Annotated in this window: 37 protein-coding genes; 34 read left to right on the top strand and 3 right to left on the bottom strand. The window is 52.6% G+C overall.

Annotation, left to right across the window (positions count from 1 at the left end; translation table 11 throughout):
* The 33 genes from CVU60_16965 to CVU60_16805 all read left to right on the top strand — a co-directional run.
* Positions 1–99: elongation factor Tu (locus CVU60_16965; GenBank protein PKN40266.1), on the top strand; the 99-nt coding region annotated here is incomplete at its 5' end.
* 15 nt (positions 100–114) lie between these two features.
* A complete protein-coding gene (locus CVU60_16960) occupies positions 115–423 on the top strand; it encodes a 30S ribosomal protein S10 (GenBank protein ID PKN40265.1) in 309 nt (102 codons plus the stop codon).
* A gap of 18 nt (positions 424–441) precedes the next feature.
* Positions 442–1,074 carry a 50S ribosomal protein L3 gene (locus CVU60_16955; protein ID PKN40264.1) on the top strand — a complete coding sequence of 211 codons (633 nt, stop codon included), beginning with the start codon at positions 442–444 and terminating at the stop codon, positions 1,072–1,074.
* A gap of 13 nt (positions 1,075–1,087) precedes the next feature.
* Positions 1,088–1,708, top strand: coding sequence for a 50S ribosomal protein L4 (locus tag CVU60_16950; protein ID PKN40263.1), 621 nt, complete (start codon positions 1,088–1,090; stop codon positions 1,706–1,708).
* Positions 1,708–1,998, top strand: coding sequence for a 50S ribosomal protein L23 (locus tag CVU60_16945; GenBank protein ID PKN40262.1), 291 nt, complete (start codon positions 1,708–1,710; stop codon positions 1,996–1,998). The genes CVU60_16950 and CVU60_16945 overlap by 1 nt, the downstream gene beginning before the upstream one ends.
* 2 nt (positions 1,999–2,000) lie before the next feature.
* Positions 2,001–2,831, top strand: coding sequence for a 50S ribosomal protein L2 (locus CVU60_16940; protein PKN40261.1), 831 nt, complete (start codon positions 2,001–2,003; stop codon positions 2,829–2,831).
* Between the two features lie 8 nt (positions 2,832–2,839).
* Positions 2,840–3,112, top strand: coding sequence for a 30S ribosomal protein S19 (locus tag CVU60_16935; protein ID PKN40260.1), 273 nt, complete (start codon positions 2,840–2,842; stop codon positions 3,110–3,112).
* Between the two features lie 14 nt (positions 3,113–3,126).
* Complete coding sequence (locus tag CVU60_16930; protein PKN40259.1) at positions 3,127–3,459, top strand: 50S ribosomal protein L22; 333 nt, start codon at positions 3,127–3,129, stop codon at positions 3,457–3,459.
* A 12-nt stretch (positions 3,460–3,471) separates the two neighbouring features.
* On the top strand, positions 3,472–4,110 hold the full coding sequence (locus tag CVU60_16925) for a 30S ribosomal protein S3 (protein ID PKN40258.1): 639 nt from the start codon (positions 3,472–3,474) through the stop codon (positions 4,108–4,110).
* Positions 4,110–4,517 (top strand): 50S ribosomal protein L16, encoded by a 408-nt coding sequence (locus CVU60_16920; GenBank protein PKN40257.1) that lies wholly within the window; start codon positions 4,110–4,112, stop codon positions 4,515–4,517. Before CVU60_16925 ends, CVU60_16920 begins: the two co-directional genes overlap by 1 nt.
* Positions 4,518–4,523: 6 nt before the next feature.
* Positions 4,524–4,727, top strand: coding sequence for a 50S ribosomal protein L29 (locus CVU60_16915; protein PKN40256.1), 204 nt, complete (start codon positions 4,524–4,526; stop codon positions 4,725–4,727).
* Complete coding sequence (locus CVU60_16910; GenBank protein PKN40255.1) at positions 4,720–4,986, top strand: 30S ribosomal protein S17; 267 nt, start codon at positions 4,720–4,722, stop codon at positions 4,984–4,986. Before CVU60_16915 ends, CVU60_16910 begins: the two co-directional genes overlap by 8 nt.
* Before the next feature lie 11 nt (positions 4,987–4,997).
* Positions 4,998–5,366 carry a 50S ribosomal protein L14 gene (locus CVU60_16905; protein ID PKN40254.1) on the top strand — a complete coding sequence of 123 codons (369 nt, stop codon included), beginning with the start codon at positions 4,998–5,000 and terminating at the stop codon, positions 5,364–5,366.
* A 3-nt stretch (positions 5,367–5,369) separates the two neighbouring features.
* Positions 5,370–5,699 (top strand): 50S ribosomal protein L24, encoded by a 330-nt coding sequence (locus CVU60_16900; protein PKN40253.1) that lies wholly within the window; start codon positions 5,370–5,372, stop codon positions 5,697–5,699.
* Between the two features lie 9 nt (positions 5,700–5,708).
* Positions 5,709–6,248 carry a 50S ribosomal protein L5 gene (locus tag CVU60_16895; protein ID PKN40252.1) on the top strand — a complete coding sequence of 180 codons (540 nt, stop codon included), beginning with the start codon at positions 5,709–5,711 and terminating at the stop codon, positions 6,246–6,248.
* 13 nt (positions 6,249–6,261) lie between these two features.
* The gene (locus CVU60_16890; GenBank protein PKN40251.1) at positions 6,262–6,447 is read left to right on the top strand and encodes a type Z 30S ribosomal protein S14; all 186 of its coding nucleotides are present in this window, start codon (positions 6,262–6,264) and stop codon (positions 6,445–6,447) included.
* A gap of 13 nt (positions 6,448–6,460) precedes the next feature.
* Entirely contained in the window at positions 6,461–6,844 is a 384-nt protein-coding gene (locus tag CVU60_16885; GenBank protein ID PKN40250.1) for a 30S ribosomal protein S8, read from the top strand.
* 9 nt (positions 6,845–6,853) lie between these two features.
* Entirely contained in the window at positions 6,854–7,393 is a 540-nt protein-coding gene (locus tag CVU60_16880) for a 50S ribosomal protein L6 (GenBank protein ID PKN40249.1), read from the top strand.
* A gap of 8 nt (positions 7,394–7,401) precedes the next feature.
* Entirely contained in the window at positions 7,402–7,755 is a 354-nt protein-coding gene (locus tag CVU60_16875) for a 50S ribosomal protein L18 (protein PKN40248.1), read from the top strand.
* A gap of 12 nt (positions 7,756–7,767) precedes the next feature.
* Complete coding sequence (locus tag CVU60_16870; GenBank protein PKN40247.1) at positions 7,768–8,259, top strand: 30S ribosomal protein S5; 492 nt, start codon at positions 7,768–7,770, stop codon at positions 8,257–8,259.
* Positions 8,260–8,267: 8 nt separating this feature from the next.
* A complete protein-coding gene (locus tag CVU60_16865; GenBank protein ID PKN40246.1) occupies positions 8,268–8,438 on the top strand; it encodes a 50S ribosomal protein L30 in 171 nt (56 codons plus the stop codon).
* On the top strand, positions 8,438–8,884 hold the full coding sequence (locus tag CVU60_16860) for a 50S ribosomal protein L15 (protein ID PKN40245.1): 447 nt from the start codon (positions 8,438–8,440) through the stop codon (positions 8,882–8,884). The genes CVU60_16865 and CVU60_16860 overlap by 1 nt, the downstream gene beginning before the upstream one ends.
* A gap of 4 nt (positions 8,885–8,888) precedes the next feature.
* Complete coding sequence (locus CVU60_16855; protein PKN40244.1) at positions 8,889–10,202, top strand: preprotein translocase subunit SecY; 1,314 nt, start codon at positions 8,889–8,891, stop codon at positions 10,200–10,202.
* Complete coding sequence (gene map / locus CVU60_16850) at positions 10,199–10,963, top strand: type I methionyl aminopeptidase (protein ID PKN40243.1); 765 nt, start codon at positions 10,199–10,201, stop codon at positions 10,961–10,963. Before CVU60_16855 ends, map begins: the two co-directional genes overlap by 4 nt.
* A gap of 39 nt (positions 10,964–11,002) precedes the next feature.
* Positions 11,003–11,116 (top strand): 50S ribosomal protein L36, encoded by a 114-nt coding sequence (locus CVU60_16845; protein ID PKN40242.1) that lies wholly within the window; start codon positions 11,003–11,005, stop codon positions 11,114–11,116.
* 15 nt (positions 11,117–11,131) lie between these two features.
* Entirely contained in the window at positions 11,132–11,503 is a 372-nt protein-coding gene (locus CVU60_16840; GenBank protein PKN40241.1) for a 30S ribosomal protein S13, read from the top strand.
* Between the two features lie 18 nt (positions 11,504–11,521).
* Complete coding sequence (locus CVU60_16835) at positions 11,522–11,911, top strand: 30S ribosomal protein S11 (GenBank protein PKN40240.1); 390 nt, start codon at positions 11,522–11,524, stop codon at positions 11,909–11,911.
* Between the two features lie 12 nt (positions 11,912–11,923).
* Positions 11,924–12,550 (top strand): 30S ribosomal protein S4, encoded by a 627-nt coding sequence (locus CVU60_16830; protein ID PKN40239.1) that lies wholly within the window; start codon positions 11,924–11,926, stop codon positions 12,548–12,550.
* 12 nt (positions 12,551–12,562) lie between these two features.
* Positions 12,563–13,609: a DNA-directed RNA polymerase subunit alpha gene (locus tag CVU60_16825; protein ID PKN40238.1), complete on the top strand. Its 1,047-nt coding sequence runs from the start codon at positions 12,563–12,565 to the stop codon at positions 13,607–13,609.
* On the top strand, positions 13,599–14,021 hold the full coding sequence (locus tag CVU60_16820; GenBank protein ID PKN40237.1) for a 50S ribosomal protein L17: 423 nt from the start codon (positions 13,599–13,601) through the stop codon (positions 14,019–14,021). Before CVU60_16825 ends, CVU60_16820 begins: the two co-directional genes overlap by 11 nt.
* Before the next feature lie 49 nt (positions 14,022–14,070).
* The gene (locus tag CVU60_16815) at positions 14,071–15,024 is read left to right on the top strand and encodes a LysR family transcriptional regulator (protein PKN40236.1); all 954 of its coding nucleotides are present in this window, start codon (positions 14,071–14,073) and stop codon (positions 15,022–15,024) included.
* Positions 15,021–16,067 (top strand): selenide, water dikinase SelD, encoded by a 1,047-nt coding sequence (gene selD / locus CVU60_16810; GenBank protein PKN40235.1) that lies wholly within the window; start codon positions 15,021–15,023, stop codon positions 16,065–16,067. Before CVU60_16815 ends, selD begins: the two co-directional genes overlap by 4 nt.
* Positions 16,061–17,560: a hypothetical protein gene (locus tag CVU60_16805; GenBank protein PKN40234.1), complete on the top strand. Its 1,500-nt coding sequence runs from the start codon at positions 16,061–16,063 to the stop codon at positions 17,558–17,560. Before selD ends, CVU60_16805 begins: the two co-directional genes overlap by 7 nt.
* A gap of 58 nt (positions 17,561–17,618) precedes the next feature.
* Here the strand turns inward: CVU60_16805 and CVU60_16800 are convergent, their stop codons facing one another.
* Both CVU60_16800 and recJ read right to left on the bottom strand, forming a co-directional pair.
* On the bottom strand, positions 17,619–17,993 hold the full coding sequence (locus CVU60_16800) for a hypothetical protein (protein ID PKN40233.1): 375 nt from the start codon (positions 17,991–17,993) through the stop codon (positions 17,619–17,621).
* 59 nt (positions 17,994–18,052) lie between these two features.
* Positions 18,053–19,777, bottom strand: coding sequence for a single-stranded-DNA-specific exonuclease RecJ (gene recJ / locus CVU60_16795; GenBank protein ID PKN40232.1), 1,725 nt, complete (start codon positions 19,775–19,777; stop codon positions 18,053–18,055).
* Between the two features lie 159 nt (positions 19,778–19,936).
* On the opposite strand from recJ, the gene CVU60_16790 reads away from it, so the two are divergent.
* Positions 19,937–20,824: a hypothetical protein gene (locus tag CVU60_16790; GenBank protein ID PKN40231.1), complete on the top strand. Its 888-nt coding sequence runs from the start codon at positions 19,937–19,939 to the stop codon at positions 20,822–20,824.
* Here CVU60_16790 and CVU60_16785 read toward each other — a convergent pair.
* Positions 20,821–23,061: a type I DNA topoisomerase gene (locus CVU60_16785; protein ID PKN40230.1), complete on the bottom strand. Its 2,241-nt coding sequence runs from the start codon at positions 23,059–23,061 to the stop codon at positions 20,821–20,823. The genes CVU60_16790 and CVU60_16785 overlap by 4 nt on opposite strands.
* Between the last annotated feature and the right edge of the window lie 46 nt (positions 23,062–23,107).

Here is a 23,107-nt window from a genome sequence, read left to right as displayed (position 1 = left end):
CTGATCAACCCGATCGCCATGGAAAAGGGTCTTCGCTTCGCAATCCGCGAAGGTGGACGTACCGTTGGCGCTGGTGTTGTTTCCGAAATCGTGGAGTAATGAGGCAAGGTCATCATGAATAGTGACAAAATTCGCATAAAATTGAGAGCGTACGACTACCGCATTTTGGATAAGGCTGTAGCTGAGATTGTCGATTCCGCACGTAATACCGGTGCATCCATTGCCGGCCCCATTCCGTTGCCGACACGTATCCACAAGCAGACGGTTCAGAAGTCTGTGCATGTGGACAAGAAATCTCGGGAACAGTTTGAAATGCGTGTACACAAACGCCTTTTGGACATTCTTGAACCCACCCAACAGACGGTTGATGCTCTGGGTAAGCTGAATCTTCCCGCTGGCGTTGATGTAGAAATCAAGCTGTAGGGATAACGAGAGGCTATCATGAAAAAGACTTTGGGAATCGTTGGGCGCAAGATCGGTATGACCAGAATCTACGGAGCTGACGGAAACGTCATCCCCGTTACGGTCATTCAGGCCGGTCCTTGCCCAGTAATTGAAAAAAAGGTCAGCGAAAAAGACGGTTACACCGCTTTACAGGTTGGTTTTGAAGAAGTGGCAGCACATCGACTGACCAAACCCGAGCAGGGCCATCAGCAAAAGGCAAATTGTGGCTTTTACAAAATGCTGAAGGAAATCCGTCTTGGCAGCGTTGATGAATATGAAATCGGTCAGAAGCTGACCGTAGAAATGTTCACTCCCGGCGAAAAAATTCGCGTTACCGGTACCTCCAAGGGCCGCGGGTTCGCAGGTGTCATCCGCCGTTGGAATTTTGGCGGCGCTCCTGCCTCACACGGACACGAACAGGTCCACAGAAAGCCCGGCTCGATCGGCCAGTGCGCATGGCCGAGCAAGGTTTTCAAGGGAAAGAAAATGCCGGGTCAGCTTGGAAACAAGACCGCCACGATGCTCAATCTCGAGATTGTGGACGTCCGCCCGGAAGAAAATGTCGTGCTTGTACGCGGCCAAGTTCCAGGACCCAAGCAGGGGATCGTCGTCCTCAGCAAGATGAAGTAAAGGGGTATAGATAATGGCAAACGCGAAAGTATACGATCAAAACAGGAAGGAAGTCGGCGAGATTTCCCTGGCTGATGATATCTTCCAGGTCGAAGTCAGACCCGAAGTGCTTCATCTGGCTGTGAAGTCTCATTTGGCGAAGCTTCGCTCCGGAACCGTCGGTGTTAAAACCCGCGGTCTGGTGCGGGGTGGTGGCAAAAAACCATGGCGCCAGAAGGGCACCGGTCGTGCCCGTGCCGGATCCAGTCGCTCCCCTCTCTGGAGAAGCGGCGCAGTGATTCACGGACCTCAGGCCCGTGATTACAGTTTCAAGATCAACAAGCAGATCCGCAAGCTTGCTCTGAAGATGGCCATCTCCTCGCGGTTTACCTCCGAGAACATGCTTGTTGTCAACAAGCTCCAGTTCGACGAGATCAAGACCAAGAACTTTGTGGCCTGCAAGGATACCCTTGGGTTGAAAAAAGCCTTGATTGTTGTTGCTGAAAAAGATACCAACCTTGCTCTTTCGGCCAGGAACGTTCCTGGTATTCTCGTGTTGGATCCGCAGTCGATCAATGTTTACGAAATCCTCAAGTATCCCCAGATGGTCCTGGACCAGGGTGCTGTTTTGGCCCTGCAGGAGAGGTTGAAATAATGGAAAGCACGCAAGTATTACTCAGGCCGTTGATTTCTGAAAAATCCACGGGCCTCAAGGAACTTGGAAACCAAGTTGCTTTTTTTGTTCATTCTGCCGCGAACAAAATCGATGTGCAGCGTGCAGTGGAGAACGTATTCAACGTGAAAGTCACCGCCGTGAACATTGTCAATTACCGCCCGCGTACTAGAAAGAAGTTCGGTCGCGTGGTTGGCAAGATCAGCGGATACAAGAAAGCGTACGTATCTCTTGCCGCCGGCGAAAAGATTGATTTCTTTGAAGGGGTGTAATCATGGCAATTCGAAAGCTTAAACCCACATCTGCCGGACGCAGGTCGCAGACGGTTCTCACGTTTGATGAGATCACGTGCACAACTCCTGAAAAGTCCCTGACCAAGGGTTTGAATAAAAAAAGCGGTCGCAATAATAACGGCCGTGTAACCATGCGCCGCCGTGGCGGTGGAAACAAGTCTTTGTATCGCCTGATTGATTTTAAGCGTAACAAAATTGATGTTCCGGCCAAGGTTGCCACCATCGAGTACGATCCGAACAGAAGTGCGCGCATCGCTCTGCTGCATTATGCCGATGGCGATAAGCGTTACATAATCTGTCCGCTTGGACTCAATGTCGGCGATCAGATTCTAGCCGGCGACAAAGCTGACATCAAGCCGGGCAATGCCTTGGCTTTGGCTCGTATCCCCCTTGGCACCCTGGTGCACAACATTGAGCTGTACCCCGGTCGCGGAGGCCAGCTGGCCCGCTCCGCCGGAGCTTATGCTCAGGTTATCGCCAAGGAAGACAAGTACGCTCTGCTCAGATTGCCGTCGGGTGAAGTTCGCAAGGTTTTGGCCGTGAACATCGCGACCGTCGGTCAGGTCGGCAATATCGAGCATGAGAATGTCTCTATCGGTAAGGCCGGACGTAACCGCTGGTTGGGCAAGCGTCCTAAGGTTCGTGGCGTAGCGATGAACCCTGTCGATCACCCGTTGGGTGGTGGCGAGGGCAGAAGCTCTGGTGGACGTCATCCCGTTACCCCTTGGGGTAAGCCTACAAAGGGATACAAGACCCGTTCGCCGAAGAAGCCTTCGTCCAAGTTAATCGTAAAACGCCGTGGAAGTAAGTAGGAGTTTCTATGCCTAGGTCTCTGAAAAAAGGCCCTTTCGTGGATGGCCATCTGCTTAACAAGGTGGAAAAATCCCACGCTGATAGAAGCCGTCAGGTGATCAAGACTTGGTCTCGCCGGTCTACGATTTTACCCGAGATGGTCGGACTTACCTTTGCAGTTCATAATGGAAAGAAATTTATCCCGGTGTTTGTCTCTGAGAATATGGTCGGACACAAACTTGGTGAATTTGCACCCACCAGGACTTATTTTGGCCACGCTGCTGATAAGAAGAAGAAATAGACAGGAAGTTTCAAATGGAAACAAGATCAGTTGCCAAGTTTATACGCGTTTCCCCGCAGAAAGCCAGGTTGGTCGCACGTAACGTGACCGGTAAACACGTGGAAGATGCGTTGAATGTCCTGAAATTCACCCCCAAGAAAGCTGCCCGTCTGATTGAGAAGGTTCTGACGACTGCAATTGCCAACGCTGAACACAACTCCAAGCTCAACGTCGACAACCTCTATGTGAAGGAAGTTCGCATCGATGGCGGCCCGAGCTGGAAGCGGATTCAATCGAGGGCAATGGGCCGGGCTTACAGAATTATCAAGCGCAGCAGCCACATTACTGTGGTTGTCGATGAACTCTAGGAGGGCAGTGCTTTGGGTCATAAAGTTCATCCTTACGGATTCCGTCTGGGATACAATAAAAACTGGAAGTCCCGTTGGTTTAGCGACAAGAAATATGCTGAGTATGTTTTCGAAGACAGTAAGCTTCGGAAGTATGTAAAAGAAAAGCTGTTTCACGCCGGTATTTCCAAGATTGAAATCGAGAGAGCTGCCGACAAGGTTCGTTTGATTCTTTTCACTGCACGCCCCGGTATTGTTATCGGACGAAAGGGCGTTGAAATTGAAAAGCTGCGGGCTGAACTCAAAGGCAAGTTTGCTCGTGAGTTTGTGATAGAGGTTAACGAAATTCGCCGCCCGGAAACAGATGCACAGCTCGTTGCGGAATCAATTGCGCAGCAGCTCGAGCGCCGGGTAGCTTTTCGTCGAGCCATCAAGAAGACCCTGGGCATGGCCCAGAAGTTCGGTGCACTCGGGATCAAGGTCCAGTGTGGCGGACGTCTTGGTGGAGCGGAAATCGCTCGTACAGAATGGGCGAGAGAGGGTCGCGTACCTTTGCATACCCTGCGTGCCGACATCGACTACGGTGTTGCGCTTGCCAAAACCACTTACGGTATCATTGGCGTAAAGGTTTGGGTGTTCAAGGGTGAGATCCTGAGTGAGGTAGATAGCTGATGCTGAGTCCTAAAAAGGTCAAATTTCGGAAGCAGCAGAAGGGTCGTATACGCGGTCTTGCAGGACGCGCGACCACGGTTGCTTTTGGTGAAATCGGTTTGAAGGCTATGGAATGCGGAAAACTCACGAGTCAGCAAATTGAAGCCGCCCGTATCGCGATGATGCGGCACATTAAAAGAGGCGGTAAGGTTTTCATTCGTATTTTTCCCGACAAGACGATTACGGCCAAACCCTTGGAAGTTCGTCAGGGTAAAGGCAAGGGCTCGCCAGTCGGATGGTGCGCACCAGTTCAGAGAGGTCGCATCCTTTATGAAATCAAGGGTGTCGACGTGGAGCTGGCTAAAGAAGCATTGCAGAGAGCTGCCTACAAGCTGCCTATAAAGACTACCATAGTCGAAAAGGAGTAAGACAGGATGAATGCTCAACAATTACGGGAATTGGGTCCTGAGAAGCTCCAGGTCAAACTTGGTGAATTTCGTAAGGAATTGATGAATCTTCGTTTTCAGCATGCAACCGCGCAGCTTGAAAATAGTCAGAGAATACCGCTTGTTAAGAAATCCATAGCTCGGATTTTGACGATTTTGAAAGCGAAGGACATGGAGACAGGTGATGAGTAACAGCGGAAAGACATCAAACAAGAGAACTCTTGTTGGCTTCGTAGTGAGCGATAAGAACGACAAGACCATTGTCGTGCGTGTCGAAACACTGGTCAAACATCCTGTTCTTAAAAAATATATCCGCCGCAGAAAGAAATTCATGGCTCATGACCCCAACAATGAATGTCACATTGGGGATAAAGTTCAGATCGTCGAGTCCCGTCCTTTAAGTGCGCGGAAAAACTGGCATCTGATGAAAATCATTGAAAGAGCTTTGTAGGGGATTGTAAAATGATTCAAATGCAGACGACTTTGGATGTCGCAGACAATTCCGGAGCCAAGAAGGTTGCCTGCATCAAGGTGCTGGGCGGAAGCAAGAGGCGTTATGCTCGTGTTGGCGACATCATCATGGTGTCAGTCAAAGAAGCGATTCCTCATGGAAAAGTCAAAAAGGGCGATGTTCTCCAGGCAGTAGTTGTAAGAACAACAAAAGAGATCGGCCGTCCTGATGGAACTTTTATCCGCTTCGACAATAATTCAGCTGTTATGCTGAATAAAAACCTTGAGCCGATGGGCACTCGTATTTTTGGGCCTGTTGCACGTGAATTGCGGGCAAAGAACTTTATGAAGATTGTATCTTTAGCCCCAGAGGTGTTGTAATCTATGTCTACTCATGTCTGGAAAATTCACAAAGATGACAATGTGATGATTCTTGTCGGAAAAGACAAAGGTAAGATCGGCAAGATTGTCAAAATTCTTCGCAGCAAAAAGCAGGTTATTGTCGAGAAGGCTAATATGGTGAAAAAACACACCAAGCCCAATCCTTATAACAACCAGCCTGGCGGAATAGTTGAGAAGGAAATGCCTGTGAACGTCTCTAACGTTCAGCTGGTGTGCAATGCTTGCTCAAAGCCGACAAGAGTGGGTTATAAGTTTACCGACGATAACAAGAAAGTTCGTTATTGCAAAAAATGCAATGAAACGATCAGTTAAGGTGCAGCAATGAGTAGTCTCGAAAAGATCTACAAAGATAAAGTCGCTCCTGAACTCTCGAAGGAATTCAACTACACGTCAGTGATGCAGATTCCTTCGATTAAATGTGTCTCATTGAACATGGGGCTGGGTGAAGGTAGCCAGAATAACAAAATCATACAGGATTCTGTACGCGATTTGTCTCTGATTGCTGGTCAGCGGGCCGTTGTAACTCGGGCAAAGAAATCCATCGCTGCTTTTAAGCTGCGTGAGGGTATGCCTGTAGGCTGCCGGGTATCGCTTCGAGGAGACAGGATGTGGGCTTTTTTGGAGAAGCTTCTGACGATAGCGCTTCCCAGAGTCCGCGACTTCCGGGGCGTACCGGACAGAGGTTTTGATGGCCGCGGAAATTATACCCTTGGCATAAAGGAACATACTATCTTTCCCGAAATCGAGATCGATAGGATTGAAAAAGCAGTGGGTATGAATATTTCTGTTATAACTACTGCCCAGACTGACAAAGAAGGCAAGATGCTTTTGAAGCTTCTTGGAATGCCCTTCAAGAAGTAAGGAGGAGTGTAACTTGACTCGCACATCTTTGATGGTCAAGGCTCAGCGGAAGCCCAAATTTTCCACACGCCAGTATAACAGATGCCCCATTTGCGGTCGGCCAAGAGCCTTCATGCGCAAGTTCGGCATTTGCAGAATCTGCTTCAGGAATATGGCCCTTGCCGGTGAACTGCCTGGCGTAAGAAAATCTAGCTGGTAAATGAGGTACGCTCATGTCTGTCATAGATCCTATTGCAGATTTATTGACTCGAATTCGTAATGCATACAAAGCGATGCATTCAACTGTTTCCATTACTCCCAGCCGCACCCGCGAGGCGCTGCTCAAAATATTGAACGAAGAGGGCTATATCAATGGATATGCCCTTGAGAATGATGCCTTACTGGTTAATTTGAAATACCATGAAAATAAGGCTGTCGTTGCCGGCTTGAAGAGAATCAGCAAGCCTGGTCGTCGTATTTATGTGGGTGCGAAGAGCATTCCTTCTGTGCAAAATGGTCTTGGAATTTGCATTTTGTCCACATCCAAGGGTGTGCTCGAGGGAAAACAGGCTGCCGAAATCGGCGTTGGCGGCGAACTTCTTTGTGAGATTTGGTAGGAGATCGCTATGTCTCGAGTAGGAAAAATGCCGATCAGCATCCCTGGTGGTGTTGATCTTAAAATCGCGGAAAGCGGGATAGAAGTGAAAGGACCCAAGGGGGTTCTTACTCTCGCTACACATCCTGCCATTGCAGTCAGTGTCGACAACAATACGGTTTCCGTTAATCCAGTTGACGACAGCCGGATCGCCCGCCAGCAGCATGGGTTGCGCAGAACATTACTTGCCAATGCCGTCACCGGCGTCACCAATGGTTTCGAGAAGACTCTCGAAGTCATTGGCGTTGGTTACAAGGTCAATGTCCAGGGCAATACCGTTGTGCTGAATGTCGGTTTTTCTCATCCGGTCAACTTTGCGTTGCCCGCCGGAATACAGGCCAAGGCCGAAGGCAACAAGCTTACCATCTCCGGATGTGACAAGCAGGCCGTCGGTGAAGTCGCGGCTCAGATTCGCCGGGTCCGTCCGCCTGAGCCGTACAAGGGCAAGGGTATCAAATATACTGATGAGACTATCCGTCGCAAGGCCGGCAAATCCGGCGGCAAGAAATAGGATAAGCTATGAAATTATCAAGAGATGAAGCCCGTAAAAAGCGCAAAATGCGGATTCGTAAAAAGATCAACGGTACGCCTGAAAGGCCGAGACTGGTTGTTTTTCGCTCCAGCAAGCATATTTACGCGCAGATAATCGACGATCTGGCCGGCGCAACATTGGCATCCGCTTCAACGCTGTGCCTTGAAGGCGACAATATCCGTCTGAACGTCGAGAATGCGAAGTTGGTAGGAAAGAAGGTTGCCGAAGAAGCGATCAAGAAGAGCATCACTTCCGTGGTCTTTGATCGCAACGGCTTCGTATACCATGGCCGGATAAAAGCCGTTGCCGATGGAGCCCGAGAAGGCGGCTTAAATTTTTAATCGAGGACATCCATGCAACAAAACGAATTTGAACTCATTGAGAAAATTGTCTATCTCAATCGCGTCGCCAAAGTTGTCAAGGGTGGCCGTCGATTCAGCTTCAGCGCTTTAGTCGTGGTTGGTGATGGCAAGGGAACTGTTGGATTCGGCCTGGGTAAGGCCAATCAGGTGCCTGATGCCATCAAAAAGGCCACCGACAGGGCTCGCAAGGACATGCAGAAGGTTGAACTTCTCGATGGAACCATTCCTTACGAAGTTCTGGGGAATTTTGGTGCCGGCCACGTTATGCTCAAGCCTGCTTCCGCAGGTACCGGGATTATTGCTGGCGGACCTGTACGTGCTGTCATGGAAGCTGCGGGCGTTCATGACATCCTGACCAAGGCCATCGGCACGAACAACCCCCACAATGTGCTTCGAGCTACATTTGCGGGACTGCGCTCACTGCGCAGCGCCGAACTCGTCGGACGGATGAGAGGCAAAACTCTCACCATCAAGAGAAAATAGGTGAAGTTATGATTAAGATCAAACTGACTAAGAGCCTGATTACCCAGAGTCCTGTGCAGAGAAGAACTGTCAAGGCTCTTGGGTTTACCAAGCTCAACCAGGTCCGCACTCTTCCCGACAATGAATGTGTTCGAGGGATGATCAATAAAGTCAAGCATCTTGTAGAGGTTATTCAATAATGAACCTGCATGAATTGTATCCATACCCCGAGGAACGCGCCAAGGTGAAAAGACTGGGCCGCGGAACAGCTTCGGGTCAGGGCGGAACTTCAGGCAAAGGTCACAAGGGTCAGAATGCCCGCAGTGGTGGTGGAGTTCCTGCATGGTTTGAAGGCGGCCAGATGCGCCTTTACCGCAGACTGCCTAAGCGCGGCTTCAAGAACCCTTTTCGCGTCGTCTACCAGACTCTCAATCTTTCGACCGTCTATTCAGCCTTTGCTGACATGACCGAAGTAAAGATCGAAGATTTGTACTTGTCTGGCCTTGTCGATCGTGATCAGCCGATCAAGATTCTTGGCGACGGAGAAGCCGTCAAGGCGCTTAAGATCACGGCACACAAGTTCAGCAAACAGGCTGTGGAAAAAATCACTGCAGCAGGTGGCGAAGCCATTTCGATCGAAGGATAGCATTGTGAGTATATCCAAAGGCGCAAACACGGGTATGTCAGAGCTGAAAAGCAAGTTTATTTGGACTTTTCTCCTGTTAGCTGTTTTCCGAGTAGGTGTTCATCTGCCGATACCAGGTGTTGACGGGAATGCTCTAGCAGATTTTTTTGCCAACGCACAAAACACCCTTTTTGGGCTGTTCGATATGTTTTCGGGCGGCGGCTTGATGAATCTGTCCATATTTGCACTTGGGATTATGCCTTACATCTCCGCTTCGATCATCCTGCAGCTTTTGACGGTTGTCAGCCCGGAACTCAAACGGCTGAGCAAGGAAGAAGGCGCTGCAGGGAAGAAGAAGATTACCCAGTATACGCGATATGGAACGGTGCTGATATCCGTTATCCAGGGTCTTGGGATCTCCATTGGTGTTGAAACGATGACAAGCCCCACCGGGGCTTCCATCGTGTATATGCCTGGTTGGGGATTTCGGATCATCACCGTTCTGACTCTTACGGCCGGCACCGTGTTTATCATGTGGCTGGGTGAGAAAATCACGGAGAAGGGAATCGGAAACGGTATCAGTCTGATCATATGCGCGGGCATCATCTCCGGACTTCCCAGCGGTATTGGGAAATCCTATCGGCTTTTCACGGCCGGTGACGTTTCTCTTTTCACGGTGCTGCTGGTTGTGGTCGTCATGGCCGGGGTTCTTGTAGGCATCACCTTCATGGAGCGAGCTCAGCGGAGAATTCCCATCCATTACGCCAAGCGTATGGTCGGACGGAAAATGTATGGAGGGCAGACGAGTCATCTGCCGTTGCGTATAAATACGGCAGGAGTTATTCCGCCAATTTTCGCATCTTCTATCCTGATGTTTCCCGCGACGATTGCTAACTTTTCAAATGTTGAAATATTGAACAAGATGTCTGATTATTTCAGGCCAGATTCAATCATTTACAATATTTGTTTCGTAGCTTTCATCGTATTTTTCTGCTTTTTCTATACGGCCATTGTTTTTGATCCAAAGGAAATTTCCGAAAACCTAAAGAAACAAGGGGCTTTTGTCCCCGGCATTCGCCCCGGGTTCAAGACCAACGAGTACATCGACAAGGTTCTGACCCGTTTGACTTTGTGGGGCGCTTTGTATATCTCGCTCGTCTGTGTTTTGCCCATGGTCTTGATGAAGCAGTTCAATGTTCCCTTCTATTACGGTGGAACATCCCTGCTGATCGTTGTCGGTGTGGCCATGGACACCATGTCCCAGGTGCAGTCGCATCTTATTTCGGGCAGATATGACGGCTTGCTTGCCAAGGCGAAAATCAAGGGCAGGCAAGGTTGAAAAAACATAGAGGCATTTTCCTGAAAAACGCACAGGAGATTGCCGTCATGCGAGAAGCCAACCGTATAGCGGCCAATATTCTTCATGAAGTTGGCTGCTTGGTTGTCCCCGGAGTAACAACCTGGGAATTGGAAGAAAAAGCTATAGAGCTTTGCGCTACTTTTGATGTTATTCCAGCATTCAAGGGCTATTTGGGTTTCCCGTATGCCCTATGCTGTTCTGTCAATGAAGAGATCGTGCATGGATTTCCGTCCAAGCGAGAACTTCTTGAGGGTGACATATTATCCATTGATTTTGGCGTTAAGTTTCAGGGTTTTTACGGAGATACCGCAAGGACCTTTCCTGTAGGAAGCATTAGTAAGGGCGCGGCCCATTTACTGGAAGTTACCTTGGATTCCCTCAGATTGGGAATCGAGCAGGCCGTTCCAGGAAATGACCTTTACGATGTTTCACGGGCTGTACAGGAACGGGTTGAGGCTCAAGGGTTTTCCGTTATAAAGCGATTTGTTGGTCATGGGATAGGCCGGATGCTTCATGAGAAGCCAGAAGTCCCCAATTACGTGCCCAAGAATAGCTCAAGATTGCCTTTGAAGCCGGGAATGGTGATTGCCATTGAGCCAATGGTTGCAATTGGTACCGACCAGGTCGAAATCCTCTCCGACGGTTGGACAGCAGTAACCAAAGATCGAAGCCTATCTGCTCATTTTGAACATTCGGTGGCTATTACCAAGGACGGACCATTTATTCTCAGCCACATGTAAAATGGCTTGAGTTTCAATTGAAAATCTTCGGGGGATTCAATGAAAGTTAGACCTTCAGTTCGCAAAATTTGTCCCAAATGCAAAGTTATTAAGCGCAAAGGCGTGCTTAGAGTGATTTGTGACAATACGCGGCATAAACAAAGACAGGGTTAAGGATAGGGGGATATTGTGGCAAGATTAGTTGGTGTAGATTTGCCGAGAAACAAAAGGCTAGATATTGCATTGACATATATTTATGGCATCGGCCGAGCTACAGCTCTTAAAATCCTTGATGCTACAGGTATTGATTGGACTAAAAACAGTGACGATCTCACTAGTGACGATATCAACACGCTTCGTAAAGAATTGGAAGCCAGTCATAAGGTCGAAGGCGATTTGCGCCGTGAGATCGTGGCCAATATCAAGCGTCTGATGGATATCGGTTGCTATAGAGGTTTGAGACATCGGCGCGGCTTGCCATGTCGTGGTCAGCGCACGCATACCAATGCGCGCACTCGCAAGGGCCCACGCAGAGCCATTGTTGGTAAGAAGAAAAAGTAACTGGGTGGAGACAGACAAATGGCAAGACCGCAGAGAGTAATCAAGAAAAAGGAAAAGAGAAATATCCCCACGGGTATTGCTCATGTGAACAGCACCTTCAATAATACGATTATTACCTTCACAGATCCGACGGGTAACGTAATCAGCTGGGCAAGTTCCGGCGCTTCCGGTTTCAAGGGTTCCCGTAAGAACACCCCTTTCGCAGCCCAGAAGGCCGCTGAAACCGCTGCCCGCAAGGCCATGGAATGCGGAATGCGATCTGTAGGCATTCTCGTGAAAGGACCTGGCTCTGGACGCGAGTCCGCAATGCGTGCAATCAATGCTGTAGGTTTGCGCGTCGCTTTTATCCGCGACGTGACACCCATTCCGCATAACGGCTGCCGTCCGCCCAAACGTCGTAGAGTATAGGGGGAATTTACCTTGGCTAGATATACAGGCCCTAAGTGCAGAATATGCCGAAGAGAAGGCGGAAAGCTTTTTCTCAAAGGCGATAGATGTTATACTGATAAGTGTGCTTTCGAGCGTCGCGCCTATGCGCCCGGCGACCATGGAAAGGCTCGCAAAAAGCCTAGTGATTACGCCTTGCAGCTCCGTGAGAAGCAGAAAGTTAGAAAGATGTACGGTATCCTTGAAGGTCAGTTCCGCAGATATTTCGAGGAAGCCGAGCGTCGCAAGGGAATCACCGGCACCAATTTGTTGATGTTGCTTGAAACGCGTATCGACAACGTTGCCTACAAGCTCGGTTTTGCTAATTCGCGCAGCCAGGCTCGTCAGATGGTTCGTCACGGTCTGTTCACCCTCAACGGACGTCGCATCAATGTGCCTTCGATTCAGATGAAGTCCGGTGACGTTCTTGAGGTGCGGGATCGCACCAAGAAGAACCTTGTAATCACCGAGGCTCTGGAAGTTGTCGCTCGTCGTGGCGTACCTGCATGGCTCGAGATCGATGCACCTGCCCTCAAGGGATCTGTAAAGGCTCTTCCCACCAGAGAAGATATCACGTTCCCCATGACAGAGCAGTTGATTGTTGAACTCTACTCCAAATAAAGGGCGGTAAACATGAGTTCTACGTATAGCGGAGACAAAAAAGTTTACGTCCGAAATTGGGCAGAGCTTGTCAGGCCGGAACAACTTGAAAAAGATCCGAAATGCGATGACATGTACGGTCGATTTATCTGCGAACCTCTGGAAAGAGGTTTCGGTACCACGATCGGAAATGCACTGCGCCGGGTTCTTCTTTCTTCTCTTCAGGGCGCGGCTCCGGTTTCGGTCAATATTCAGGGCATTCAGCATGAATTCACGACCATCCCCGGGGTCAATGAAGATATTACCGACATTGTTCTGAACCTGAAGCAATTGCGTGTGGCTATGAACACTCCCGAGCCACAGCGGGTTCAGCTCATTGCCAATGCCAAAGGCGAGGTCACGGCGTCTGCAATTGTTGAAAATCAGCATATTAAGATTCTCAATCCTGATTTGCATATCGCGACTCTTTCCGAAGATATCGATTTGGTCATGAATCTCGAGTTCCGCATGGGCAAGGGCTATGTTCCTGCCGAGATGCACGAGGATCTGGACAACGAGATCGGCGTTATCACCCTGGACTCGAGCTTTTCTCCCATCCGCAAGGTTGCTTATGCGGTAGAGCAGGCTCGTGTCGGCCAGATGACCAATTATGACAAATTGATCATCGAGGTTTGGACCGACGGCTCCCTCACTCCGGACGATGCCTTGGCTTTCAGCGCCAAGATTCTGAAAGAGCAGCTGACCGTCTTTATCAATTTCGATGAAGGCTCCGCTGATATTGAGAAGGCCAAATCCAAGCCCCAGGACAAGATCAACGAAAATCTCTTCAAGAACATCGAAGATCTTGAACTTCCCGTGAGAGCGAGCAACTGCCTTAAAAGCGCAGGGATCCATATCGTCGGCGAACTGGTCCAGAAGACCGAGGCCGATTTACTGAAGACCAAGAATTTTGGTCGGAAGTCTCTGGAAGACATTCGCCGGGTTCTTGAGAGCATGGGACTTGATTTCGGAATCAGAGTCGATAATTTTGACGAATTGTACCAGGATTGGTTAAAGAGGAACGAAGAAGATGAGGCATAGAAAAGCTGGTCGAAAACTGGGGCGTACGTGGGAACACCGCAAAGCCCTGATGAAGAATATGGTTCGCTCCTTGGTTGAACATGAGCGGATTCGTACGACTGAAGCCAAGGCCAAGGAACTGAGCATCTTTGCTGACAAGCTCATCACGATGGCACTTCAGGACACTCTGCATGCTCGCAGACAGGCCTATACGGTTCTGGGCAGTCATCACAGCGTCAAAAAGCTGTTTGATGAGATTGGTCCCCGCTTCAAGGATGTCCCCGGCGGCTACACAAGAGTCGTCAAGTTCGGTATTCCTCGTGTCGGCGACAGTGCCCCCATGGCGCTTATCGAATTCACACGTTTGAGTGACAAGTTTGCTGAAACAGCAGGTTCCGAGGCAGCAGCCTCAGCATCTACTGAAGAAGCATAGATATATCGAAAGAAAATGAGGCAGCCAAGCTGCCTTATTTTTTGCCCTGATGTATCGTTTTTATCTATACCAGGAATGGGCATATATGGACATCCGCAAAATCGAAGCTTTTTCGAAGGTTTACGAGCACTGCAGTTTTTCCAAGGCAGGAAAGTCACTCTATCTCTCTCAACCGACAATCAGTGCACATGTGGCCTCGCTTGAACAGGAACTTGAAGTCCAGTTATTTGACCGAATTGGGCGCAGTGTAGTTCCTACCAAGGCAGGCGAAGTGCTCTACGAACACGCCAAGAAAATATTTGAAGCATCCGAACTGGCGATTTCCGAGCTCAGAAAGCTTCAGGACCGCATTACCGGCAAGCTTGATCTGGGCGGAAGCACCATTCCTGCGAATTACATCATGCCGGAAATCCTCGCAAAATTTTGGAAGAAGTACCCGGAAGTGATAATGGATCTGCGCATAGGCGATTCCGAAGATATCGTTACGCAGGTACGTGACAACGGGTTGATGCTGGGTGTGGTTGGCGCTGTATTTGAATCTCCCGATCTTCACTATCAAAAGATCGCCAGCGATTCTCTTGTTCTGGCCATGACACCGTCGCTGTATGAAAAACACCGTCATCAGACGGTGGAAGATTTGTTGCGATCCCTGCCCTGGGTCATGCGTGAGGAGGGCTCAGGAACGCGTGTGGCCATGGCTGAGAGTCTCGCAAAGTTCGGGATCGACATCCATTCCTTGCGAACGGTCATCATGGTCCGAAACGCCGGTGCCATGTCTCGCTGTCTTTCCGCTGGCATGGGGGCGTCCATCACCTCCGCCATCACCATCCATGATGAGCTTGAAACGGGATCCCTTATGGCCGTTGACCTGCCCGGATTGCAGTTGGAGCGATCCTTCCATGTTGTTTTCAACAAGAAGAGATCCCTGTTTCCTGCCGCAATCAAGCTCATAGACTTTTTGAAGAACAACGCTCAGAACATTGCTGTGAGGTCAAAATCGTGAAAAACACTCCATTGGTTCAAACGGTCAGCGCCGCCGGTTGAGCTGCCAAATTGGCTCCAGGGGACTTGGAGCAGGCATTGCTCGGACTGAATTTCGAGGGCGATGAACGGATTCTTACCGGGATGGGAAACAGCGAAGATGCCGCCATTGTCAGATTTCCTGCTGGAAAGGCGCTGGTCCAGACGCTGGATTTCTTTACGCCCATAGTAAATGACCCGTTCAGGTTCGGCCAAATCGCGGCTGCCAACTCTCTTTCCGATGTTTATGCCATGGGCGGCGTCCCGTATGTAGCCATGAACATAGTGTGTTTTCCCATCGCGACCATGGATGTTTCGATTCTTCGCGAAATCCTGCGCGGAGGACTGCTCAAGGTCCAGGAAGCCGGTGCCATGCTGGTCGGTGGCCATAGCGTTCAGGACAAAGAGATCAAGTACGGGTTGTCGGTTACGGGCATCGTCGACCCAGACAGATACGCCACTAACGCCGGGCTTAGGCCCGGGGACGTGCTTCTTTTGACCAAGCCGATAGGCACAGGCGTTCTGGCCACAGCCATCAAGGCACAGTGGGAGGGATGCGACGGATTTGAGGAAGACGTGTATCGCTGGGCCGCACGCCTCAACCGCGTTCCGGGCGAAGCGGTCGCCAGATTCGGTCTCAAGGCCGCAACGGACATCACTGGTTTCGGTCTTGGGGGACATGTCCTTGAAATGGCGACAGCCTCTGACTGCTCGATATCCATTGATGTCTCTTCCGTTCCCATCATGGATCACGCTCTGGATCTCGCCCGCGTCGGTCTTTTGCCGCTTGGCAGTCACGCCAACAAGCATTTTTGTCACAAGACGGTTGAAGCCTCGACGGCTCTTGATCCCGTCCTGCTTGACCTCATGTACGATGCTCAGACCTCGGGCGGAATGCTCCTCGGCGTGCCATCTGACGTGCTTGGTGATGTGCGGGAGTGGCTGCGTGACCGAGGCGAGATGGTTGCCGAGATCGGGGTTGTGGAGCCGCCGCGAGCTGATGGAAAAAGGCTTATGCTGTGCTGAGAGTCGACATCCATCAGGCCGGTGCAATTGCGGTTTCGGTCCAGGCCCGACCCGGTCAGCCGTTTTTGCACCTGCTTTTTGAGACCGGCATCAGTCGGGGCCGCGAACTGTGCGCAGGCACCGGGCTTTGCGGCAAATGCAGGATTCGATTTCTTGAAGCCCCCCCTCTGCCGTGCCCTGATGACCAGACGAGGCTTGGCGCTGAAGAATTGGCGGATGGCTGGCGACTGGGCTGCAAGCATCTGGTGACTGAGCCTTGCAGTATTGAAGTGCCCGTGTCTGCTCCGGTCATGCTTGGCGGTGTGCGCGGTGAGGGCCTTGCCGTTGATATCGGCACCACTCGGATCAAATGGTCGTTGTGCTCCAGTGCGGGCCATAGTCCGGAGTTTGCCACGATCAATCCGCAGATGGGTGTTGGCAGCGAGGTCATGTCCAGGCTGAGATACGCGCTCTCTTCGGATGCGGCGCGTGATCATCTGCGTCAATCGGCCATTCAGTTGATGCAGGATTTGGTGCGACAGAGCGGAGCCCTTTCCCTGGCCGTCTGCGGGAACAGCACCATGATAGGGCTCCTCCTGGACGTATCGCTTAACGGCTTGGCCTATGCGCCGTACAGTCTGCCATGGCGCGGCGGCGAGACTGTCCGTATCGATGACAATTTGCCTGCCGCCTATATTCCGCCCCTGCTCGGCCCCTTTATCGGTGCCGACATCAGCGCTGGCCTCGCTTATATTTCAACTCTCGAGCCTGACTACCCTTTTCTTCTTGCCGATCTGGGCACGAACGGTGAATTCGTCCTGGCGCTGGACGCAGAACATTTTTTTGCCTGCAGCGTGCCCATGGGGCCGGCCATCGAAGGCGTGGGCCTGTGCTGCGGAGCCGCGGCGGGAGAGCACGTGCTCAGTCGCGTCTCTCTTGGGCCAACGGGTCTTCAATGGTTCGGGACGCCTTTGAGCGGCGTCTCCGGGACGGGCTACGCGTCCATATTGGCTCTGCTGCGGCGTCTTGGCGTGATCGATGAGGCTGGCCATTTTCGGGACGCGACGATGCCCTTGGCCCGCAAGATATCACAGCGCATCCGCACTCACAGGGTCGGCCGTATTCTCGACCTCGAACCAGGGGTGTTCGTGGCGGAGCGTGATGTCGAAGAATTTTTGAAGGCCAAGGCGGGAGTCAACGTGGCGCTGAGAAGCCTGGTCCGGCGTGCGGGCCTGCAGGAAGCAGATGTGGCTCGGATTTATCTGGCCGGGGCTTTGGGAGAGCACGCGGAGCCTTCCGACTTGATCACGCTGGGTTTTTTGCCGGAGGCATGGCGGGAGAAAATAGAGGTGGCCGGAAACACGGCTCTGGCTGGAACTCTTCTGGCGCTGGAGCGGGAGGATATCCGCGACTGGCTTGCCTGCTTGCCGGGTCGGGTGGTCTTGGAAGGGCTGATCGAAAGGGATGATTTCGGCCCCGCTTTCATGCAGGCCATGCGTTTTGCCTGGGTTTGAAGGGCGTAGCGGCCCAAAATATACTGTTAAGCCCCCGCTGGTCGGGGGCTTAACGTTTTTAGAGCCGGGCCTGAATTGCTTCGTGGATGCGCCGCGACGCAAGCTCATCACCAAGATAGCCCACTCGGATGGAGACTTCGGTGGTTGTGGAGCTTTGAGCGGTAAGCGATATCCAGACATCACGGTCTCCGTCTATGACCTTGACCAAAGCTTTGCTGAGCTGTTTTTGCCTGTCCTGAACGGGCAACCCAAGCGCTTCGCATCCGGCCAGCGTGGCCTGGTACGTGGCGTCGAGATTGGCGTTGTAGGTCCGCTGCAACTGTCCTGCAACATATGTATACGTTCCGACCGCTGCCGCGCCTCCGACCACCAATGCCGCGCATCCCGTGCTCAACAGTACGAGAACAATCAATAAACTCCTGAGGCGTTTCATATATTCCTCCATGATTTTTGCAGCTGTCTACGTGCTTTTGGCGATAAAGAAAAGTCTGCTCATTCCAGTGAGAGGATATCCTGCACGGCCAGTTCGATTTGTTGCAGTCCGTTGAATTTCGAAAGACGCGGAGTGTAGGCGATTTTGATTTGCCTGCCCGTGAAAGAGGCGTCCTGCCAGCGTTCACCCTGTCGCCAGGCTACGGCACGCATGTTCGTGCCGTCACTGGAATCAGACAGGTGCAGCTCCAGATGTTTTTTCTGACTGAAAAAACGATGCTTGAGGATGTTGAGCGGAGGGGACAGGAAAATGGGCCTCGGGTTGCCTTGACCAAAGGGCTGCAAGAGCTCGAGTTCTTTAAGCAATGTGGCCGTTATCAAGGCAAAGGGCAGTTCCGCGTCCAGTTCCAGGACCGGCGGCGCGGGGTTTGAGCCCAACTGTTCTTCCACGGCCCAGGCAAAAAGGTTTTTCAGATTTGCCAGCTGGAAGGGTTCGAGCTTGAGCCCTGCGGCCTGGCGGTGGCCGCCAAATTTGTAGAGACACTGTTTGCAGGACAAGAGAGCCTGGTACAGGTCGAAGGACGGGGTGGACCGGCCCGAACCCTTGAAGATTCCGTTCTCCTTGGTCAGGATCAGGCAGGGGCGATGAAAGCGCTCCACGATGCGCGAGGCCACGATGCCGATGATGCCGGAGTGCCAGTGTTCGGAGTGCAGCACCAGCCCTGGCAGGTGAAGTTGCGATTCGGCCTGGGCGATGGCCTCTTCCAGGATGCGCTGTTCTTCGAGTTTGCGCTTGGCGTTGAGCTTGTCGAGTTTTGTGGCGAGTTGGCGGGCTTCTTCCGGGTCTTGCGCCAGCAGCATTCGCACGGCAAGGTCCGGGTCGCCGATGCGGCCTGCGGCATTGATGCGGGGTGCAAGGGCAAAGCCTATGGAGCCCGTGCCAACATTGTCGTCCGGCGCCAGGCCGCTGATTTCCTTGAGGGCCTGGATGCCGGGACGGCGGCCTTCCTTGATCAGCAGAAGCCCGTTCTTGACCAGGATTCTGTTCTGTTCATCCAGGGGCACAACATCGGCGACGGTACCAAGGGCGACCAGATCAAGAAAATCGCGGATGTCAGTCGCATCCCCGGGAAGGAGCCGGTTGACCGCGCCCATGAGCAGGAAGGCCACACCTACCCCCGCAAGGTTGGGAGTGGGCCATCCTTCAAGCTTGGGGTTGATGATGACCTCGGCCTCGGGCAGTTCCTGACCGGGGAGATGATGGTCGGTGACGATGACCTGCATCCCCAGCGCCCTGGCTTCGCGAATCTCCTCGTTGTTGGCGATGCCGCAATCGACGGTCAAAAGCAGCCCGACCCCCTGGGCGGCCAGTTCGCGGATGCCGTCCACATGCAGCCCATACCCGAAGTCGAGCCTGTCGGGGATGTAATGACTGATTTCGACGCCACGGCGGGCCATGAAGTCCTTGACCAGCGTTGTGGCCGTGATCCCGTCCACGTCGTAGTCGCCCCAGACCGCGATCCTGCGGTTTTCCTCGACGGCTTTGCAGATCAGGGTCGCACCGGCCTCGATGCCGGGCCATTTTTCCAGCGGATGCATATAACGAAGGCCGGGACTCAGAAACTTGTCCATGTCGGATTCACAGACCAGACCGCGCAGGGACATCAGGTGAACCAGAAGGGGGCTCACTTCAAGGCGTTCGGCGATGCCTCGCTGCTGGGCAGAGGTTTGCGCGGCTTCGGGAGCCGGAGTTTTGAGTTTCCAGTCGGCCTGGGTATCTGACATAAGTTTCATGCTTCCGGAAAATTGGGGTGACGTGCTTTGACATCCACGGGTTACAAAGTATAATTGTTTTTGCCTCAACTGCAAGAGCTTTGATTTCTTGAGTTTTTAAATCTGACCAAAATGGCCGTAATTGTTGCGTAACTTATATCGGAAGGGCTCATGGAAAAAACGTTTCGCCCAATCACCCTTGACGGGCAGAAAGAATATAATCGGCGTCTGGCGCAGTGCAGCCAGAAACCGTCGGATTACAGCTTTATCAATCTCTGGGGCTGGGGCCGGGAATATGGCCTGGAATGGTCTTTCAGGGATGACTATGTTCTCATTCGGCAAACCTTTCCTCAGACCTTGTACTGGGCTCCCGTCGGGGATTGGGAGAAGGCCGACTGGGTCGCCTTGCAGGACGATCTGCCGCAGGACACCTGCTTCATCCGCATCCCCGAGGAATTGAAGCTCATCTGGGAGCAGCGATTGAGTGGGGTTGAAGTGGAGGAATGCAGGGAACACTGGGATTATCTTTACGACGTGGGCGAATTGACCGAGCTCAAAGGGCGCAAATTTCACAATAAGAAGAATCTGCTCAACCAGTTCATGCGCGATCATGACGCCAGGTTCGTGCCCCTGGATGAAAAAACCGTGGAATTCGCCCTTGCATTGCAGACTGACTGGTTTTTGTGGCGCAACAGCGAAAACGACCAGACCCTGGACGCGGAGAACCGGGCCATCGTCAAGGTCATGCATGACTGGTCAAGGCTTGACGGACTTATCGGCGGCGGGCTTGTGGTCGATGAGAAGATGATCGCCTACGCCATCGCCGAGGCCTTGGACGATGCGACCGTGGTCATCCATTTTGAAAAGGGATGCCCCAATTTCAAGGGCGTCTACCAGGCCATCAACCAGATTTTTCTGGAGCGGTGCTGTCAGGGATTCAAGATTGTCAATCGTGAACAGGACCTTGGCGACGAGGGGCTTCGCAAGGCCAAGCTCAGCTATAACCCGGTGGAGTTTCTGAAGAAATACAGGGTCTGCATGCGCGGACGAAAGGTCTAGTCCTCTTTTTCCCAGTATCCGCAATCCTTGACCGGACAGGCCAGGTGCACTCCTCTGGCCTTGGTCTCCTTGCGCACCAGGATCTTTGACTCGCAAAGGGGGCAAGGCTTCGCCACGGGGAAATCCCATACTGCGTAATCGCATTTGGGATATTTGCTGCAGGAATAGAAAGGCTTTCCGCGACGGCTGGTTTTCTCGACCAGTTCGCCGTCACATCCATCCTTGGGGCAGGGCACCTTGGTACTCACGGATTTGGTGTGGCGGCAGGCGGGATAGTTCGAACAGGCCACGAATCTGCCGCCAGTCTTGGTTTTCTTGACAACCAAACGTCCGTCTTCGCATTTGGGGCAGGGCCCGAGCTCTTCGGGAGCCTCCTCTTTGACCAGCTCGATTTCTCCGGTGCTGTTGCGGATGTAGTTGCTGGTGAAGGAACAGGCGGGATAGTTGGCACAGCCCAGAAAGGTTCCGTTCTTGCCGAATTTGACCACCAGCCGGCCGTCTTCGCACTGGGGACAGGACAGCCCGGTGTCCATGCCGGCCTTGACCTGGGTCATGTTTTCGCGGGCCTTGTCCAGGGTCGGATTGAAGTCCAGGGTAAAATCCCGGAGCAGGGCGACCCAGTCGGTTTCGCCTTCCGCGACATGGTCGAGGCTTTCTTCCATGCGAGCCGTGAATCCGGCGTCCATGAGGTGGGCGAAATGTTCCACCAGAAGGTCGCAGACAATGACGCCCAGATCCGTGGGCAGGAAATGTTTATCCTCGATGTGTACGTAGTCGCGCTCGGTCAGGGTGGAGATGATCGCCGCATAGGTCGAGGGGCGGCCGATGCCCAGCTCTTCGAGTTTGTGGACCAGGGACGCTTCGGAGAAGCGGGCCGGGGGCTGGGTAAATTTCTGTTCCTTGTGCAGTTGCTGAAGGCTCAGTTCCTGACCAGTAACAAGTTTCGGCAGCAGGGCGCTCTGATTGTCCGAGGACTGCGGCCAAATCTGCAGAAAACCGGGGAAGACGAGTCTTTCGCCCTTGGCGCGCCACAGGGCCGGGCCGCTCTCGATTGTGGCAACCGTGTCCCAGAAGCGTGCGGAAGCCATCTGCGAGGCCATGAAGCGTTCCCAGATGAGTTTGTAGAGCTTGTACTGCTCGGGCGGCAGGTTGTTTTTTATGGAATCGGGGGTCAGGCTCGGATCGACGGGGCGGATGGCTTCGTGGGCATCCTGGGCGCTGCCCTTGCTTTTGTAGGCCCTGGGCTCAGCGGGATAGTATTCCGGGCCCAGGGTGCGGGTGATCCATTCGCGCGCGCCGTCCCGGGCCTCGTCCGAAATGCGCACCGAGTCGGTACGCATGTAGGTGATGAGCGCCGTGGTCCCGCGTTCGCCAAGCTCCACGCCCTCGTAGAGGCGCTGGGCCACGGACATGGTCCGTTTGGCGTTGAAGCCGAGCTTGTTGCTGGCGTCCTGCTGCAGGGTGGAGGTGATGAACGGCGGGCGCGGGTGGCGCTGGCGTTCCTTTTCGACGATGTTTTGGACGAGATAGGGCTGTCCGTTGATGCGGCTCTCCAGGGCCAGAGCCGTCTTTTCGTCGCCGATGACGGGTTTTTCCCCGTCCACTTTCCACAGGTCGGCATCAAAGGGCGGGGGATTCTCGCCCTGGACCGTGATCTTGAAGAGCCAGTATTCTTCGGAGATGAAGGCCTGGCGTTCACGCTCGCGGTCCACGATGAGGCGCAGGGCCACGGACTGAACACGCCCGGCGGACAGGCCTCGTTTGACTTTTTTCCAGAGCAGCGGAGAAATCTTGTAGCCCACCAGACGATCCAGAATGCGTCTGGCCTGCTGGGAATCAAAAAGGGGCTTGCGCAGTTCCGTGGGGTTGGCCAGGGCCTCTTTGACGGCCTTGGCCGTGATCTCGTTGAACTGGATGCGCTTCACGTTGGCATTGGATGTGCGGATGATCTCAGCCACGTGCCAGGCGATGGCCTCTCCCTCGCGGTCCGGGTCAGGTGCCAGATAGACCGTGTCTGCGGCCTTGGCCGCGGATTTGAGCTTGCTGACGACCTTGGCCTTGCCGGGGATGATCTGATAGTCCGGGGCAAAGTCGTTGCCCTCGTCCACGCCCAGGGTTTTGGTCGGCAGGTCACGCACGTGTCCCACGGATGCTTCCACTTCATACCCGCCGCCCAAAAACTTTTTGATGGTTTTGATTTTGGCGGGTGATTCTACGATGATTAAGTCCTTGCCCATAATGTTTGGGGGCTATATCCAGATTCCGAAGCGCAGGGCAAGGGAT

The organism is Deltaproteobacteria bacterium HGW-Deltaproteobacteria-18 (assembly GCA_002841885.1).
Taxonomy (GTDB): domain Bacteria; phylum Desulfobacterota; class Desulfovibrionia; order Desulfovibrionales; family Desulfomicrobiaceae; genus Desulfomicrobium.
Note: the sequence above shows the minus strand (reverse complement) of the source record. Positions and strands in the feature narration are given on the sequence as shown.

Bases quoted from the DNA above. Each gene is read 5' to 3' on its own strand.
- CVU60_16860 (PKN40245.1), top strand. From the start codon at position 8,438: ATGAACCTGCATGAATTGTATCCATACCCCGAGGAACGCGCCAAGGTG.
- CVU60_16950 (PKN40263.1), top strand. From the start codon at position 1,088: ATGGCAAACGCGAAAGTATACGATCAAAACAGGAAGGAAGTCGGCGAG.
- CVU60_16800 (PKN40233.1), bottom strand. From the start codon at position 17,993: ATGAAACGCCTCAGGAGTTTATTGATTGTTCTCGTACTGTTGAGCACG.
- CVU60_16820 (PKN40237.1), top strand. From the start codon at position 13,599: ATGAGGCATAGAAAAGCTGGTCGAAAACTGGGGCGTACGTGGGAACAC.
- CVU60_16875 (PKN40248.1), top strand. From the start codon at position 7,402: ATGAAATTATCAAGAGATGAAGCCCGTAAAAAGCGCAAAATGCGGATT.
- CVU60_16815 (PKN40236.1), top strand. From the start codon at position 14,071: ATGTATCGTTTTTATCTATACCAGGAATGGGCATATATGGACATCCGC.
- CVU60_16825 (PKN40238.1), top strand. From the start codon at position 12,563: ATGAGTTCTACGTATAGCGGAGACAAAAAAGTTTACGTCCGAAATTGG.
- recJ (PKN40232.1), bottom strand. From the start codon at position 19,777: ATGTCAGATACCCAGGCCGACTGGAAACTCAAAACTCCGGCTCCCGAA.
- CVU60_16945 (PKN40262.1), top strand. From the start codon at position 1,708: ATGGAAAGCACGCAAGTATTACTCAGGCCGTTGATTTCTGAAAAATCC.
- CVU60_16865 (PKN40246.1), top strand. From the start codon at position 8,268: ATGATTAAGATCAAACTGACTAAGAGCCTGATTACCCAGAGTCCTGTG.
- CVU60_16835 (PKN40240.1), top strand. From the start codon at position 11,522: ATGGCAAGACCGCAGAGAGTAATCAAGAAAAAGGAAAAGAGAAATATC.
- CVU60_16930 (PKN40259.1), top strand. From the start codon at position 3,127: ATGGAAACAAGATCAGTTGCCAAGTTTATACGCGTTTCCCCGCAGAAA.
- CVU60_16920 (PKN40257.1), top strand. From the start codon at position 4,110: ATGCTGAGTCCTAAAAAGGTCAAATTTCGGAAGCAGCAGAAGGGTCGT.
- CVU60_16845 (PKN40242.1), top strand. From the start codon at position 11,003: ATGAAAGTTAGACCTTCAGTTCGCAAAATTTGTCCCAAATGCAAAGTT.
- CVU60_16915 (PKN40256.1), top strand. From the start codon at position 4,524: ATGAATGCTCAACAATTACGGGAATTGGGTCCTGAGAAGCTCCAGGTC.
- CVU60_16785 (PKN40230.1), bottom strand. From the start codon at position 23,061: ATGGGCAAGGACTTAATCATCGTAGAATCACCCGCCAAAATCAAAACC.
- CVU60_16790 (PKN40231.1), top strand. From the start codon at position 19,937: ATGGAAAAAACGTTTCGCCCAATCACCCTTGACGGGCAGAAAGAATAT.
- CVU60_16885 (PKN40250.1), top strand. From the start codon at position 6,461: ATGTCTGTCATAGATCCTATTGCAGATTTATTGACTCGAATTCGTAAT.
- CVU60_16940 (PKN40261.1), top strand. From the start codon at position 2,001: ATGGCAATTCGAAAGCTTAAACCCACATCTGCCGGACGCAGGTCGCAG.
- CVU60_16910 (PKN40255.1), top strand. From the start codon at position 4,720: ATGAGTAACAGCGGAAAGACATCAAACAAGAGAACTCTTGTTGGCTTC.
- CVU60_16870 (PKN40247.1), top strand. From the start codon at position 7,768: ATGCAACAAAACGAATTTGAACTCATTGAGAAAATTGTCTATCTCAAT.
- CVU60_16935 (PKN40260.1), top strand. From the start codon at position 2,840: ATGCCTAGGTCTCTGAAAAAAGGCCCTTTCGTGGATGGCCATCTGCTT.
- CVU60_16955 (PKN40264.1), top strand. From the start codon at position 442: ATGAAAAAGACTTTGGGAATCGTTGGGCGCAAGATCGGTATGACCAGA.
- CVU60_16960 (PKN40265.1), top strand. From the start codon at position 115: ATGAATAGTGACAAAATTCGCATAAAATTGAGAGCGTACGACTACCGC.
- CVU60_16895 (PKN40252.1), top strand. From the start codon at position 5,709: ATGAGTAGTCTCGAAAAGATCTACAAAGATAAAGTCGCTCCTGAACTC.
- CVU60_16880 (PKN40249.1), top strand. From the start codon at position 6,854: ATGTCTCGAGTAGGAAAAATGCCGATCAGCATCCCTGGTGGTGTTGAT.
- CVU60_16905 (PKN40254.1), top strand. From the start codon at position 4,998: ATGATTCAAATGCAGACGACTTTGGATGTCGCAGACAATTCCGGAGCC.
- CVU60_16900 (PKN40253.1), top strand. From the start codon at position 5,370: ATGTCTACTCATGTCTGGAAAATTCACAAAGATGACAATGTGATGATT.